We start from the raw sequence: 14,152 nt of genomic DNA, 5'->3' as shown, positions 1-14,152 counted from the left end.
AAATCTCTTATTTTTTGTTAAATAATTATAAAGAGTCGTAGAAACTTCATTGATCAGTTCAAAATTCATAGTCACTACAGGAGTTTTACCATCTGGCATTATCGTTTCAAGAGCACTATTTTCAATATAATGAAGCGGTCCAAGATAATAGAAATCACTTCCTTCACCATCTTCCTTTTTTATAAACAGGTGAAGGCTCAATCCAGTATCATTAGACTGCATAATATCGGCTACTTCTTTTGACTTGAAACTCCTATTGCTCCTAGAATACCAGTGAAAGACTTTACTCGATAAAAAACCATCTTGATACTGAGTGGTTTCAGTGATATCATCCTCTTTGTGATAAGTGACAAAAATCGGACAAGTTCCATGTTTAACCTTATAACCATAAACAGTAGAGCTCTCATCCTTATCCCAGTTGAGTAGTCTCACAGCGTCTTTACGAGAATACTTTTCCCCGATAGTCAACGGATTCTGTGGATACTTTTCAGAACGGTAAAGACCAGTCTGAATGATATCTAATATAAAATCTTTATACTCCTTTGTCAGAAATTGAGCAAAATATGGTGACTGTTGATAAATATTATTCTTGATAGTCAAAGCTGATACTCCATACTTTTCCTGATCTCTTTTAACAAAAAAGCTATAGGTCAAGAAAGCCTCAACAGACTCCAACACCTCATTAGAAGCCTCTAGTTTTTCTTCTTTTAGGAATTTTTCAAAATCGGAACGAGAAATTTTCTCCTTCTCCAGCAAGATTTTTAAAAGATAAAGCTCTGCTTTCCTCTTTCCATTTGATAACTCCTTACAAAGAAAAGTTAGAAATCCATTTAGTTCAGTAATTTTAACAAATGAATCATCCTTGTCAAAAGAATTGACAACTTCTCCATAATGATTAAAGCTATCAAAAAAGATGTATGGATCCAAAGTATCTAATTTCCAAAAATCACTTAATTTGGGAATACAACCTAGTCGGTTCTTCGTCTCCAAATAAGCTTCTTTCAACAAGACTTTATTGGATAAATTAGTATTGGTAATCGACTTAAAAATTTGTTCCTTGGCTACTTCTTCAAAATTGATTGTTGTTAGACCTTTGATGATATTGGACTCTCGGAGCTCCCTCCGGTAATTATCCTTATTCATCGATTGATCGCCAAAAAGAGCGATAGGAATTAGATAATTGTTTTTATAATTTCCGATAAAGTCAATAATTGTCACATATTCTTTACTTTCATGCTTTCGAAGACCTCGGCCCAATTGCTGAACAAAAACAATGCTTGATTGTGTATTCCGGAGCATGACAACTTGATTTACAGCGGGGATGTCAATTCCTTCATTAAAAATATCTACGGTTAGGATATAATCTAGCTCGCCATTTTCCAATTGTGCGACCACAGCGTTACGAGTATCCATACTATCATCGCCTGTTAAGGCGCGACAGCGTTTCCCTTTTTGGTTTAATCTAGAAGCAAGTTCATGTGCTTCTTGCTTAGAAGAACAGAACATAAGTCCTTTAACCTTGTCTCCACTAACACCATAGAAATCAATTTTACCAAGGATGTGTTTGATACGCTCCTCAGACGTTAATTCGCTAATCGTTGTCCTTTCATCAACTAGATTGCCCTCTACTTCAATATCTTTCACGCCATAATAGATAAAGGGACAGAGCATGTCGTTATCAAGAGCATCTTGTAAGCGAATCTCATAGGCAATATTATAGTCAAACAATTCATAGATATTTTGCCCATCTGTCCGCTCTGGCGTAGCTGTCATCCCTAAAAAGAAGTCCGGCTGAAAATAGGCCATTACTTTTTTATAAGAATCCGCTCCCGCTTTATGAACCTCATCAATCAAAATATAATCAAAGAAATCCTCGGCAAACAGTTGAAGATTATTATCACGAGATAGGGTCTGAATCGTTGCAAAAATATATTTCTTTCCCATCACATCTGCCCCAGAATGATAAATCATTCCTTCTGATTCTGGAAACTGCAATACCTTTTGAAAATCTTTCAGGGACTTTTGAAGAATTTGTTCGCGGTGTACAATAAACAACATTCGCTCTGGAGCATATTGTTGCACATCAAAAGCAGATAAGAAGGTCTTCCCCGTTCCAGTCGCACTGATGACCAAGGCTTTCTTTTTTCCAGAATCCCGAATAGATTGGAGTCCTTTCAAGGCTTGTTCCTGCATCTTATTCGGTCGAATACGTTCAACTTGATAGGTTATTGTCGACTCCTCGTGAATCTCTTCAACCTGAATCATCTTTCGCCGTTTTTTTGCATAAGAAGCGATTTTTTCTTCTGTTAAAAGATGCGACTGGTTCCAAATTTTATCAAACTCTCTTTTCGTCGCCTGAATTAGCTCTCCATTATGAGTGGAGGTTAATTTAATATTCCATTCATAATTAACCTTGAGCGCCGTATGAGTAAGGTTGGAGCTCCCAGAAATCAAGACTTGCTTTCCCTTGTGTTCAAATAAGTAAAACTTGGCATGCATTTGCATGCTCTCAGGGGTCAAACGAACTTCAACGTTTTTTAACTTTAGCAATTCACGCATGGCCAAGGGATCATTGAAATCTAAATAGGGAGAAATCAAAATTTTTCCTTTTATGCCCTTATCCATCAAATCCGACAGTTGAGTCTTAATCAAAGCGATTCCTGACTGGGTGATAAAGGCCACTGAAATATAAAAAGATTGGCAATGGGATAGTTCATCCTGCAAATCAGACAAAACAAAACGCTGTGCTTCCGGATCGTTAATTAAGATTTGTGGGGAATACCCACCTTCCTGAAAATTGATATTATCCACAAACCCAAACTTTAAAGACTTAATGAGTGTTTCTTGAAATAAACTAATACCTTCTGGCATAGAGTGACTCTTTTCTAGTTGAATTTAGTTCGATTATACAAGATTTTTTTAAAGAGATCAATCGAGAATACCAACGAGGAGAGACTATCCTGAAGCAAAAGAAAAACACGGCATTCCACCGTGTTTCTGTGTTTATCCCACCAACTTCTTCATCTCATCAATACGTGTTACGGTCGCATCGTACTTGGCTTGGTAGTCGGCTTGTTTGTCGCGTTCTTTTTGGACGACTTCTGGTTTGGCGTTGGCTACGAAGCGTTCGTTAGAGAGCTTCTTGCCGACCATATCCAGTTCTTTTTGCCATTTAGCCAGTTCCTTGTCGAGACGAGCCAGTTCTTCTTCGACATTAAGGAGGTCAGCAAGAGGCAAGTAGATTTCTGCTCCTGTGATGACGCTTGACATAGCGAGCTCAGGTGCAGGGATGGTTGATGCGATTTCCAGGTGTTCTGGATTTGTGAAGCGTTTGATGTAGTTGACATTGCTGTTAAAGAAGGCTTCCAAGTCGCTATCGCTAGTCTTGACAAGGATGGTGATAGGCTTGCTTGGTGCTACGTTAACTTCCGCACGCGCATTCCGAACCGCACGGATCAAGTCTTTAAGACTTTCAACACCTGTGTGCGCCGCAAGGTCTTCAAAGGCTGGGTTAACCGTTGGATATGCTGCTGTCACGATCGAGCCTTCTGAGATTTGACCAAAGATTTCCTCGGTCACGAATGGCATGATTGGGTGAAGGAGACGAAGGATCTTGTCCAAAGTGTAAAGGAGAACAGAACGTGTGATAACTTTCTCTTCTTCGTTATCGCTATAAAGGACTTCCTTGGTCAACTCAACGTACCAGTCCGCAAACTCGTCCCAGATGAAGTTGTAGAGGATGTGACCAGCCACCCCAAACTCAAACTTGTCAAAGTTAGCCGTTGCTTTTCCAATGGTTTCGTTGAGGTTGTGGAGAATCCAGCGGTCTGTGACATTTCCAGCTTCCTTGTTAACCACTTTTTCGACATTAGCCGTTGCTTGCTCAAGGGTCAAGCCTTCATTGTTCATGAGGATGTAACGAGAGATGTTCCAGATCTTGTTAATGAAGTTCCAAGCAGCATCCATTTTCTCGTAAGAGAAGCGCACGTCTTGCCCTGGTGCAGAACCGTTTGAAAGGAACCAACGAAGGGCATCAGCACCATATTTCTCGATCACATCCATTGGGTCAATCCCGTTTCCGAGAGATTTAGACATCTTACGTCCTTGCTCGTCACGGATAAGACCGTGGATAAGGACATTTTGGAATGGTTGGCGTCCTGTGAATTCCAAGGATTGGAAGATCATCCGAGACACCCAGAAGAAGATGATATCATAACCTGTTACCAAGGTTGACGTTGGGAAGTAACGTTTGAAGTCTTCTGAGTCGACATCAGGCCAGCCCATGGTTGAGAATGGCCAAAGGGCAGAACTGAACCACGTATCCAAGACATCTTCGTCCTGAGTCCAGCCGTCACCTTCTGGTGCTTCTTCACCAACATACATCTCCCCTTCCGCATTGTACCAAGCAGGGATTTGGTGACCCCACCAGAGCTGACGAGAGATGACCCAGTCGTGGACATTTTCCATCCATTGGAGGAAGGTATCGTTGAAACGAGGTGGGTAGAATTCTACCTTGTCCTCTGTGTCTTGGTTGGCAATAGCGTTCTTAGCCAATTGGTCCATCTTAACGAACCATTGCGTAGACAAGCGTGGTTCCACCACAACACCTGTACGTTCTGAGTGACCAACGCTGTGGACACGTTTTTCGATTTTGACGAGGGCACCGATTTCTTCCAGCTTGGCAACGACTGCTTTCCGAGCTTCAAAACGGTCCATACCTGCAAATTCAAAGGCCAAGTCATTCATGGTTCCGTCGTCGTTCATGACGTTAACTTGTGGTAAGTTGTGACGTTGTCCAACCAAGAAGTCGTTTGGATCGTGGGCAGGTGTGATTTTCACGACACCAGTACCAAACTCAGGATCAGCGTGTTCGTCTCCAACGATTGGGATGAGTTTATTCGCGATTGGAAGGATGACGTTTTGACCAATCAAGTCCTTGTAGCGTGGGTCTTCTGGATTGACCGCAACCGCAACGTCCCCAAACATGGTCTCAGGACGAGTGGTCGCCACTTCAAGGGCGCGTGAACCGTCTTCTAGCATGTAGTTCATGTGGTAGAAGGCCCCTTCGACGTCCTTGTGGATCACCTCGATATCAGAAAGGGCTGTGCGAGCTGCTGGGTCCCAGTTGATGATAAACTCACCACGGTAGATCCAGCCTTTCTTGTACAGGTCCACAAAGACCTTGCGAACGGCTTTTGACAAGCCTTCGTCAAGAGTAAACCGTTCACGAGAGTAGTCGACAGAGAGTCCCATCTTTCCCCATTGTTCCTTGATGGTCGTCGCATATTCGTCTTTCCATTCCCAAACCTTAGTCAAGAAAGATTCACGACCAAGGTCATAACGGCTGATGCCCTCACCACGTAAGCGCTCCTCAACCTTAGCCTGAGTGGCAATCCCAGCGTGGTCCATCCCTGGAAGCCAAAGCGTATCAAACCCTTGCATGCGTTTTTGACGGATGATGATATCTTGGAGAGTCGTGTCCCAAGCGTGTCCCAAGTGGAGTTTCCCAGTTACGTTTGGTGGTGGAATGACGATCGAATAAGGCTTAGCCTTTTGATCGCCTGAAGGCTTGAAAACATCCGCGTCAAGCCATTTTTGGTAACGACCAGCCTCAACCTCGGCTGGATTGTATTTCGGTGAAAGTTCTTTAGACATGTGTGTGTCCTTTCTAGTTAATAAATTAGTTAAATAATCTTTGAATATCCAGTAACTCTCAAAATATTTAGCTGTTTCAGCAGTCCTATAAGTGATTAGCAATTTCTGACTAAAAGCTTCTTGATAACATTCACAAAACTCAAATAAATTGACTATCTTAGATATTGGAAATTTCTTTTTTATTGGCTCCGTTTGGTAAACAAATCGAACAATAAAATGCTTTTCGAGTTTAGTTAATGTAATCTCCTCAATTTGTTTTTTCATAAATCTTCTTTAATACCTAGCGTAGTCAAAAAGTACCTCAGCATCCGCCACGGTGCGAACTCGCAAGACCAGACGCTCAGTTTCGATTCGTTGAGGCAACTCAGCTCTGGTCATCCTTCTTCCTCGCCTTCTTGATAAAGCTTCCCATGGGATCGACTCGGTCATCTAGATAACGATAGACGCGCTGATGGCCATCCCCCATAAAGTAAGTCGGCGCGAAGGCGTCATTGCGAAAATGCCCTTTATCATCCAGAAGTTCAGGTTCCACTAAACGGTCGACAATCTTAGCGAAGAGATGACAAATCCCATCTTCCTCGATAATCCGATCTACCTGGCAATCCAATACGACTGGACAGGCCTCCAAAATCGGTGCCTGAGTTCGTCCAGAAATCTCGTAGTCAAGTCCCAGATGCTCCAGCTTCTCCCGATGAGTGATAAAACCTGCCCGCTCCATCGCTAGCATGAAACTTTCATCAGGAATATTGATGGTAAAGGCTTGGGAGTGCTTGATTTGCTCTGCAGCGTTTTCCTCAGCACCAACTCCTACCACCACCCAATCTCCCAAGCTATAAGAGGAACTGCAGGTCGTGATGTTGTACCCAAAGTTCTGGTCCTGATACCCCAAAATAAAAATGGGAAAACCATAGTAGAGTTTGCTGGTTTCAAACGATTGTTTCATGACAGCCTCCTTTGATAGGAACGTAGACCTCGCTTTCGCTCCGTCTGCATCAATATCTCTAAATTCACCTGCGACCTTCGGTCTTGGTTCTTTAAAAGATATAGAAAATCCCTGCCATCACTATGACAGGGACGAATGTGTTTATCCGCGGTACCACCCAATTTCGGGCAGACGCCCGCAACTTTATTCTTCTTGTTTTTCTTTTTAGACGTCGTTAGCTCGTCTTGCCGTACGTGAGTACAGCCCGCAACTCGCTGTCTAGTCCTAAAAGGGAACAAAAAGATTTATATTTCATTTTTTAGTTTCATCCATTAGCAACCAGTTTTGAAACATGTGTGGACTTCTCAGCACCGCCACTTTCTGGAACATGTGGGATTCAAAACACCTCTAATGGCTTTATTGTAGCAAGTTTTCCTTGAAATAGCAAGAAATCCATCAAATGGTTATTTGAACTTCACACCGAGCTCTTGCAGTTTTTTAATGGTGGCCGGTCCAATTCCCTTCAGGGCCAACAACTCTTTCTCTGTCCAGTTCTTAAAGTCCGCAAAGGATTGGATTCCTTCTTCGTAGAAGGTTTTGACCCGATCAAGTGGTAGTCCCTCTAATTTAGCAGCCAACTCTTCCACAGAGCCCGTCGTTTTTTGAACGTGCTCTTTTGTTGCTGCAACTGCTTTTTTTACCGTTTTAGAAGCCACTTTTCCAGCTTGGTCAGCTGATTGCTCCGCACGTTTCACAACCTTTTTGGTCCCTTCGACAATTTTCGTCACAGGACTTGCGATGGCTCCTGAACGCCGAAGAGCATTTCGCAGTTGTTTTTTACGTTTCAAATTCTTTCCCATTTGCAGATCCTTTCAATAAAAAAACCCTGATTTCATCAAGGATTTTATAAAAATATTGTACCAAGAATGGAGAAAAAAATCAAGGTAGAGAAGTAAATTGCTTCCCTCCTTCCGATCATGTCATATTGACAAACCAAGTATCTTAATGCTATACTGTCTAGCAATGGACTGCTGTCCATTAGATCAAAATCACAGGAGACTATATGGATACAGAAAGTTATTTTGATGGTGGGATATTAAGTTACATTGGTTACTCGATTCTTGCTAGTCTTATCACTCTTTTTAGTTTTGGCATTGCAACCCCTTGGGCAGTTTGCCTATTGCAAAATTGGAAAACGAAACATACCGTTATCGATGGACGCCGTCTCTATTTTGACGGCACTGGTACACAACTATTTGGGAGTTATATCAAATGGTTCCTTTTGACCCTCATCACCTTAGGCATCTATAGTTTTTGGCTAACCATCAAGATGCAGCAATGGATCACCAAACACACTCATCACGTATAAACACAAAGAGGCTGGGACAAAAGTCCTAGCCTCTCAATTGTTTTTGGATGGTCGATCAAGACGCAGTGGTTGAGTGGGCTCTACTAGGCTGATTTCATCCCCTTTTACAGCCCTACTCAACTGTGCGGAGGTGGGACGACCAAATCGAATTCTACCGAATGACCGATTTCTGTCCCAGCCTCTTTCAGATTAAGCAAACAAGCGTCTTTTTGGGCGTTTGTTTTTTCTGATCAATAGTGTCGTTCGCCAAAGAGCCCATCTGGTAGATCGTGAAAAGACTTCCCAGCCTTGTAATTGGCAAACTTTCCTTGAATAAACTTATAAGCATCCAACTTACTCTCATAGCGGATATAGGCGTCTGCTGCTCGTTCATCCTTATCTTCTTCGATGATTTTCCGTGCCTGACTCATAGCCATCTCATTAAGCGTGATTTGACTCTCCACCCATTCTGAAAAATCCTTTAAAAAATCCGTTTCGTAACTCATTCCTCAATCTCCCGATATACATCTGTGTCAATTTCCCGATAGGGTTGGATATCCTGTACATACTCCAGTACCCCTTGAAACTCTCCAGCCTCATCTCGTACTGCTGCATAGGTGACATGGACAAACATCCCTCGGGACTCCGACTTAAACCACATTTCAAACTTATCCTTCTCACCCGACCGCAAAGCAGCAAAAATCTTCTTCACCTTGGGTAAGAGTTTGGGCGGATGGCAAAGCTCGACATTCCGTCCAACTTGCGACGGCGTCCGCTTAAAGACCATCTCATCAGCAGGTACACTGTTATTGTAATATTGAAAAATCTCCTCTTTATTAACAAAGGTGATCTCCATCGGCAAGTGATTCAAAATCAAATCAGCCTGCTCAACCGATAAATAACCATTGCCAAAAGGCTGTTGATGGGTCCGATTGAAGGTTTCCTTTTTGGGTTCAAAGGTGATGGTCACCCGTCCTTCAGGAGTATCAATGACCCTTTGTTCAACCCCATTTTCCAAAGACATCCCCAAAGCAGAGGGGTCTTGAGAAGGGGCACTTGCCCCTTCTGACGCTGCAAAGTTCACACGCTCTGGGACCCACTTCTCACTAGGCTTCACAATTGCGTAGCCATAGGCATCGGACTCTGCTGCAATCTTTAGCCAGTCATCTTGAGTAAAGCATTCCAGCAAGATCATCAGCAGAATGGACTCTTCTTTGAAGATCATAGACTCAAACTCGGTCACAAATTCTTCAAAGTCCCCTTTTACCTTAGCAATATCTCCTGCAGGCAGGCTTGCTAAGGATGTTTGAGCCTGAGCAAACAGTTGGCGAATCTGATCATCGACTCCCCACATGACCTTAGGCGGAGAGTCATGCCCATAAGACTCCATAATCGGAAAAAAGAGTTCTTCCTTGCGCTTATAATGGCGGTCAAACTGAGCAACTAAGCCCATCTGCCGATTCAAGCCCTTGAGCAGTTCCTCGCGAACACTTTCATCTTCTAGTGTCGCATAAGTATCGAGGAGCCGTCTGACCCGCAAAAAAGCTGCCCGTAAAGCTAGATTTTCATCCTTAAACACTCGAACAGGGTGACCCGGCTGATCGGCATCTGCCACTTCTACCCCTTCAACGGCATTCTTAAAAAGATTAGCATGAACGTCACAGAGCTCCATGACATCTTCAAACGTAACGCCACTGTCTGAATTCATCAGCTCGTGCTCCATCAGCGAAATCTCAATAGCTGACACTCCTGCAAAAGTCTGATCAAATCGTTCCTGGACGGATTCTGGAGAAGCCCCATTGTGCAACTCCAGAAGAATATCTCTCAAAACATGAATTCGTTCGTCTGCCATCAGTCCACCCCTATGACTTCATAGCCGTTTAATTCTAGGGTTTGCTTGATTTTATCGAGTTTGATTCCATTCATTTTAGCCCCTTGTTTCAGTGATACCTTACGACCCACGGTATTGCGCATTATAGGGTTCGCTAAGGGTTTAAAACCTAACTCCACCAAAACTTCCAATACTTCTGGATTTTTATCAACAACTTGTGCCACAGGAATAGACACATCAATCACATTATGCATATTTTTCTCCTTATCTTCTATTTCCATTTCCATTCGTCTACTTTTTCACCAACTTCACCACTGCCTCCGTCCGTGCCGTATGGGGAAACATATCAACAGACTGGATGTAAACCACTTGATAAACTTTGGCGAGATGAACCAAGTCCCTAGCAAGCGTTGAGGTATTACAAGAAACGTAAACCATTTTCTCTGGCTGATAGGTGAGAATCGTGCTAAGAAGCTGATCATCCAATCCTGTCCGGGGCGGATCAACAATTAGGGCATCTGCACGGTAACCTTCAGCGTACCACCTGGGGATAATTTCTTCGGCTTTTCCCGTCTCATAGTAGGTGTTTTCAAACCCCATCGCAGAAGCATTTTTTTTAGCATCCGAGATCGCTTCTGGGATAATATCCATTCCCCGTACACTTTTGACCTTCCCCGCAAACGCAAAGCCAATAGTCCCCACGCCACAATAAGCATCAATCAGATGGTCTTTTGCTGTAACATCTAAAGCAGCAACCGCCTGACTGTAGAGGGCCTCCGTTTGCTGAGGATTCAATTGATAAAAAGCACGAGGCGACAATGCAAATCGATAGTCTAAGACCTCCTCTGCAATAGTATCTTGTCCCCATAAAATCTCTGTTTCTTCTCCATAAATTTCGCTGCTTTTAGAGCGATTGTAGTTGACCGCAATCGTCTTAATTTGAGGAAAATCAGCTGTCAAATCCTTGACCAGTCCTGTCAAACGAACCGCCTTACTAGTCACAATGATGAGTTGCACCTGATCGGTCTTTTCAGCCCTTCGCACCATAATGGTCCGAACACCGGCAATCTTTCGTTCGTTGTAGATGGGGATTTTATAGCGATCGAGGAGATCTACGACTCGGTTGACAATTTTTTGTGTCAAGTCATCCTGTACTAGACAATCTTTGACACTGACCAATCGATGACTCCCTTGCGCAAAAAGACCTGCCTGAACGGAACCACCAACTGTTCTCGTCTGAAACTGAAGCTTCGCTCGGTAATGTAGGGGATGAGCCATCCCCAAGGTAGGACGAATCTCATAATCTGCATACCCTTCCGGCTTAAATTTTGCCAAGGCTTGCCGAATGAGATCATCCTTAAATTCCAGCTGCTTGTCATAGCGTAAATGCATGAGCTGACACCCCCCGCATTCCTCGTAAATGGCACAGGCAGGTGTCACGCGAGCTTTTGATTTTTTTTGGATGGTCAAAAGCCTAGCGGTTACAAAATTACGCTGGACAGCCGTTACTTGACAGAAAACCTCCTCCCCTTTCAGAGCTCCTGGCACAAAGACCAGGGTTTTCTTATAAAATCCGATACCTTCCCCGTTGATTCCCATTCGTTTAATCTTCAACGGGATTCTCTGTTTAACGTGTAAATTCATATCCCTATTATACCATGCTTTTCCCGCATTCTTCCTTCGATATGATACAATAAATAGCAAGGCAAAGTACTAGTTCATTTACGAATATAAATAAGAAAACAGACATGGAGGCTATTTAGCTGAATTCGACTGAATATTGCGGTGCAGTCATTCAAAAAGATAGCTGTTCAAATGCCCCGCAAAGGGCAAACATCCTCAAAAAAGAAAGTGAAACATGAAAATTACAAAACTAGAAAAAAAGAAAAGACTCTACCTTTTAGAACTCGACGGTTCTGAAAAACACTACATTACGGAAGACACCCTGGTCCGATACTTCCTTTCAAAGGACAAGGAAGTCACCCAAGAAGAAATAAAAGTCATACTCAGCTTTTCCAATTTTTCCTATGGGAAAAACCTAGCCCTTTACCATTTATCATTTCAACAACGAACCGAAAAGGAAGTGCGCGATTATCTGACAAAAAAGGAAATTGACCATTCTAGTATCGACACTATTATCGCAAACCTTAAGCAAGAAAACTGGATTGATGACCTAAAATATTGTCATTCCTATATTCGTCAAAATTTATCCTCAGGAAATAAAGGCCCTTACGTCCTTGTCCAAAAATTACAACAAAAAGGAATTGCGAAAGGACTTGCCCAAGAAGCAGTTTCGGAATATACATTTTCTGAACTCGCACTTCGATTGGCTCAAAAAAAATTGCAACAGTATCAATATAAACTTCCCCGACAAGCCCTCCAAACAAAGATTCAGCTAGGTCTTCAGCAAGGGGGCTTTGCCCAACAAGATATTCAAGAAGCCTTGTCCCAGTTAACCATAGACGAGGATCCAGACATCGATAGTCACCTCATCGAAAAAGAATTTGATAAACAAGTCCGAAAATATCAAAGAAAGTACCAAGGATATGAACTCAAACAAAGACTCATCCAAGCACTCGTTCGCAAAGGCTATACTTACTCAGATAGTAAAGATATCGTGAACCAAAACCTTTAATCGTTTTTTACAAGAAAAAATGATATAATAAATTTAATTGATTTAATTGTAGAAAGTTGGAACAGCCGTGAAATTTCCCAAAGAAGGCGACTTTATTACAATTCAAAGTTACAAACATGACGGTCTCCTCCATAGAACATGGAAGGACACTACTGTACTAAAAACTACTGAAAATGCTATTATCGGAGTCAATGATCACACTCTAGTAACCGAAAGCGACGGTCGAAAATGGGTCACACGTGAGCCGGCTATCGTCTATTTCCATAAAAAATACTGGTTTAACATCATTGCCATGATTCGGGATACTGGTACCTCCTATTATTGTAATCTGGCAAGTCCTTATTTCTTAGACGGAGAAGCCCTGAAGTATATCGATTATGATTTAGATGTCAAAGTATTCGCAAACGGAGAAAAGCGACTGCTTGATGTTGAAGAATACGAACGACACCGCAAACAAATGAATTATCCAGCTGACATAGATTTTATTTTAAAAGAAAATGTCAAAATTTTAGTCGACTGGATCAACCAAGAAAAAGGCCCATTTTCAGAATCCTATGTCAATATTTGGTACAAACGCTATGTAGAACTTCGGAAAAGATAAAGTTGAAAAGAGACTAGCCCCTAAACTAGTCTCTAAAATTTTATAATCTTGTCATTGTAGAAACACCAATACTAAAATCACCTATCTAAAAAGGAGAATAAAATGGCATTTGAAACACCAAAGGAAAGATACGCAAGTTTTGGAATAGTATCCAATATCCCAGGACAACTTGTAGACAATATCTGGAAAGTTATTGATCAGTACCTCATCGGATTGTATCCCCTTGATACGCTATTAACCTGCCATATCCTAAAAAAGGAGAAAAACCTAAGTCTCGAATTCACCTTCAGTCGACCACGCATCTCTATTGTTTTTGACCTAACAATCCCATTTAATCCCTTTTACCCCCACAAGATCCTCATTCTAGAAGGAAAAAATAGTCAAACGATCCTACTACCAGAAGAAATTGATCTATTTTAATCAAAATAGAAGGGATACTCTAAAAATTATAAAATAAATACTAAAAAGCAGCTCTCTTACAATCAAACTCCCAATATAAAAACGACGACATTTTAAGATTTTTACAATGAATTACCAAATTAGTCTAAAATATCGATAAAACAACTTTTGAATCATATAGAAAAGGCTCCATAATTTCTACAGTAGATCGACCCACTACAAAAATTATAGAGCCTTTTTTAATTTAGACTCAAGGTAAAAAAGTGCACTAATCTATTTTAAACCACCATATGAGTACGGCTATGAACCGCTTTCGCATCCAAATCATGAAATCCGTTGCACCGAAAAACACACCAGTATCAGCTTTTAAATGCTACAGGAAGCCCAATCAAGAGGATAACCCAAGATTCAGTGATACACGCTTATTCAACCTACTTAATGTTAATTTTCATCAACCCACTACGGTTCAAAAAAAAAGAGCTTTCGCTCCTTATCTATAGTCCGTACGGGATTCGAACCCGTGTTACCGCCGTGAAAAGGCGGTGTCTTAACCCCTTGACCAACGGACCATATAAATGGGCACGAGTGGAATCGAACCACCGACCTCACGCTTATCAGGCGTGCGCTCTAACCATCTGAGCTACGCGCCCAAACCATTGTTTGGAAATGAACATATGTTCAAAGCGGGTGACGAGAATCGAACTCGCGACAACAGCTTGGAAGGCTGTAGTTTTACCACTAAACTACACCCGCTTATTAAA

At 42.0% G+C, this 14,152-nt stretch carries 11 protein-coding genes, 3 tRNA genes and 3 pseudogenes; 4 read left to right on the top strand and 13 right to left on the bottom strand.

The window, feature by feature from the left end:
- The 5 genes and pseudogenes from STRDD13_RS00075 to STRDD13_RS00060 form a co-directional block, all read right to left on the bottom strand.
- A partial coding sequence (locus STRDD13_RS00075) for a DEAD/DEAH box helicase (RefSeq protein WP_082781144.1) occupies positions 1 to 2,871 on the bottom strand: 2,871 nt, incomplete at its 3' end.
- A gap of 132 nt (positions 2,872 to 3,003) precedes the next feature.
- On the bottom strand, positions 3,004 to 5,655 hold the full coding sequence (locus STRDD13_RS00070; RefSeq protein ID WP_067100208.1) for a valine--tRNA ligase: 2,652 nt from the start codon (positions 5,653 to 5,655) through the stop codon (positions 3,004 to 3,006).
- A 282-nt stretch (positions 5,656 to 5,937) separates the two neighbouring features.
- Positions 5,938 to 6,033: pseudogene (locus STRDD13_RS08145) on the bottom strand (GNAT family N-acetyltransferase); the annotation flags it as partial.
- Entirely contained in the window at positions 6,020 to 6,598 is a 579-nt protein-coding gene (locus STRDD13_RS00065) for a flavin reductase family protein (RefSeq protein WP_067100206.1), read from the bottom strand. The pseudogene STRDD13_RS08145 and the gene STRDD13_RS00065, both read right to left, overlap by 14 nt.
- Positions 6,599 to 7,041: 443 nt before the next feature.
- Positions 7,042 to 7,437 (bottom strand): helix-hairpin-helix domain-containing protein, encoded by a 396-nt coding sequence (locus STRDD13_RS00060; protein ID WP_067100202.1) that lies wholly within the window; start codon positions 7,435 to 7,437, stop codon positions 7,042 to 7,044.
- A 203-nt stretch (positions 7,438 to 7,640) separates the two neighbouring features.
- Here STRDD13_RS00060 and STRDD13_RS00055 point away from each other — a divergent pair, with 203 nt between their 5' ends.
- Entirely contained in the window at positions 7,641 to 7,946 is a 306-nt protein-coding gene (locus STRDD13_RS00055) for a DUF898 family protein (protein ID WP_067100199.1), read from the top strand.
- Positions 7,947 to 8,176: 230 nt separating this feature from the next.
- Here STRDD13_RS00055 and STRDD13_RS00050 read toward each other — a convergent pair whose 3' ends face one another.
- From STRDD13_RS00050 to rlmD, 5 genes and pseudogenes are all read right to left on the bottom strand, one after another.
- Positions 8,177 to 8,431: a DUF1912 family protein gene (locus tag STRDD13_RS00050; protein WP_067100196.1), complete on the bottom strand. Its 255-nt coding sequence runs from the start codon at positions 8,429 to 8,431 to the stop codon at positions 8,177 to 8,179.
- A pseudogene (locus tag STRDD13_RS08905) lies at positions 8,428 to 8,928 on the bottom strand (PAS domain-containing protein); the annotation flags it as partial. The pseudogene STRDD13_RS08905 and the gene STRDD13_RS00050, both read right to left, overlap by 4 nt.
- 71 nt (positions 8,929 to 8,999) lie before the next feature.
- Positions 9,000 to 9,777, bottom strand: a pseudogene (locus tag STRDD13_RS08900) (DUF438 domain-containing protein); the annotation flags it as partial.
- On the bottom strand, positions 9,777 to 10,010 hold the full coding sequence (locus STRDD13_RS00040) for a DUF1858 domain-containing protein (protein ID WP_067100191.1): 234 nt from the start codon (positions 10,008 to 10,010) through the stop codon (positions 9,777 to 9,779). The gene STRDD13_RS00040 and the pseudogene STRDD13_RS08900, both read right to left, overlap by 1 nt.
- A gap of 37 nt (positions 10,011 to 10,047) precedes the next feature.
- The gene (gene rlmD / locus STRDD13_RS00035) at positions 10,048 to 11,400 is read right to left on the bottom strand and encodes a 23S rRNA (uracil(1939)-C(5))-methyltransferase RlmD (protein WP_067100188.1); all 1,353 of its coding nucleotides are present in this window, start codon (positions 11,398 to 11,400) and stop codon (positions 10,048 to 10,050) included.
- A gap of 214 nt (positions 11,401 to 11,614) precedes the next feature.
- On the opposite strand from rlmD, the gene recX reads away from it, so the two are divergent.
- The 3 genes from recX to STRDD13_RS00020 all read left to right on the top strand — a co-directional run bounded on the left by recX (position 11,615) and on the right by STRDD13_RS00020 (position 13,412).
- On the top strand, positions 11,615 to 12,391 hold the full coding sequence (gene recX, locus STRDD13_RS00030; protein WP_067100186.1) for a recombination regulator RecX: 777 nt from the start codon (positions 11,615 to 11,617) through the stop codon (positions 12,389 to 12,391).
- Between the two features lie 67 nt (positions 12,392 to 12,458).
- Positions 12,459 to 12,992 carry a nucleoside tri-diphosphate phosphatase gene (gene ntdP, locus STRDD13_RS00025; RefSeq protein ID WP_067100183.1) on the top strand — a complete coding sequence of 178 codons (534 nt, stop codon included), beginning with the start codon at positions 12,459 to 12,461 and terminating at the stop codon, positions 12,990 to 12,992.
- 102 nt (positions 12,993 to 13,094) lie between these two features.
- A complete protein-coding gene (locus STRDD13_RS00020) occupies positions 13,095 to 13,412 on the top strand; it encodes a DUF960 family protein (protein WP_067100180.1) in 318 nt (105 codons plus the stop codon).
- A gap of 476 nt (positions 13,413 to 13,888) precedes the next feature.
- On the opposite strand, the gene STRDD13_RS00015 is transcribed toward STRDD13_RS00020, so the two are convergent.
- The 3 genes from STRDD13_RS00015 to STRDD13_RS00005 all read right to left on the bottom strand — a co-directional run bounded on the left by STRDD13_RS00015 (position 13,889) and on the right by STRDD13_RS00005 (position 14,144).
- Positions 13,889 to 13,960, bottom strand: a tRNA-Glu gene (locus STRDD13_RS00015).
- Between the two features lie 7 nt (positions 13,961 to 13,967).
- Positions 13,968 to 14,041 (bottom strand) — tRNA-Ile (locus tag STRDD13_RS00010).
- A gap of 32 nt (positions 14,042 to 14,073) precedes the next feature.
- A tRNA-Gly gene (locus tag STRDD13_RS00005) sits at positions 14,074 to 14,144 on the bottom strand.
- Positions 14,145 to 14,152: the final 8 nt, after the last annotated feature.

The organism is Streptococcus sp. DD13 (assembly GCF_001578875.1).
In the GTDB taxonomy this organism is placed as follows: domain Bacteria; phylum Bacillota; class Bacilli; order Lactobacillales; family Streptococcaceae; genus Streptococcus.
The sequence above is the reverse complement of the archived record's forward strand: the minus strand, read 5'-3'. Positions and strand labels throughout refer to the sequence as shown.

Excerpts from the sequence above, each read along its gene's own strand:
- STRDD13_RS00070 (WP_067100208.1), bottom strand. The coding sequence starts at position 5,655 with ATGTCTAAAGAACTTTCACCGAAATACAATCCAGCCGAGGTTGAGGCT.
- STRDD13_RS00040 (WP_067100191.1), bottom strand. The coding sequence starts at position 10,010 with ATGCATAATGTGATTGATGTGTCTATTCCTGTGGCACAAGTTGTTGAT.
- STRDD13_RS00065 (WP_067100206.1), bottom strand. The coding sequence starts at position 6,598 with ATGAAACAATCGTTTGAAACCAGCAAACTCTACTATGGTTTTCCCATT.
- STRDD13_RS00055 (WP_067100199.1), top strand. The coding sequence starts at position 7,641 with ATGGATACAGAAAGTTATTTTGATGGTGGGATATTAAGTTACATTGGT.
- rlmD (WP_067100188.1), bottom strand. The coding sequence starts at position 11,400 with ATGAATTTACACGTTAAACAGAGAATCCCGTTGAAGATTAAACGAATG.
- STRDD13_RS00020 (WP_067100180.1), top strand. The coding sequence starts at position 13,095 with ATGGCATTTGAAACACCAAAGGAAAGATACGCAAGTTTTGGAATAGTA.
- STRDD13_RS00050 (WP_067100196.1), bottom strand. The coding sequence starts at position 8,431 with ATGAGTTACGAAACGGATTTTTTAAAGGATTTTTCAGAATGGGTGGAG.
- STRDD13_RS00060 (WP_067100202.1), bottom strand. The coding sequence starts at position 7,437 with ATGGGAAAGAATTTGAAACGTAAAAAACAACTGCGAAATGCTCTTCGG.
- recX (WP_067100186.1), top strand. The coding sequence starts at position 11,615 with ATGAAAATTACAAAACTAGAAAAAAAGAAAAGACTCTACCTTTTAGAA.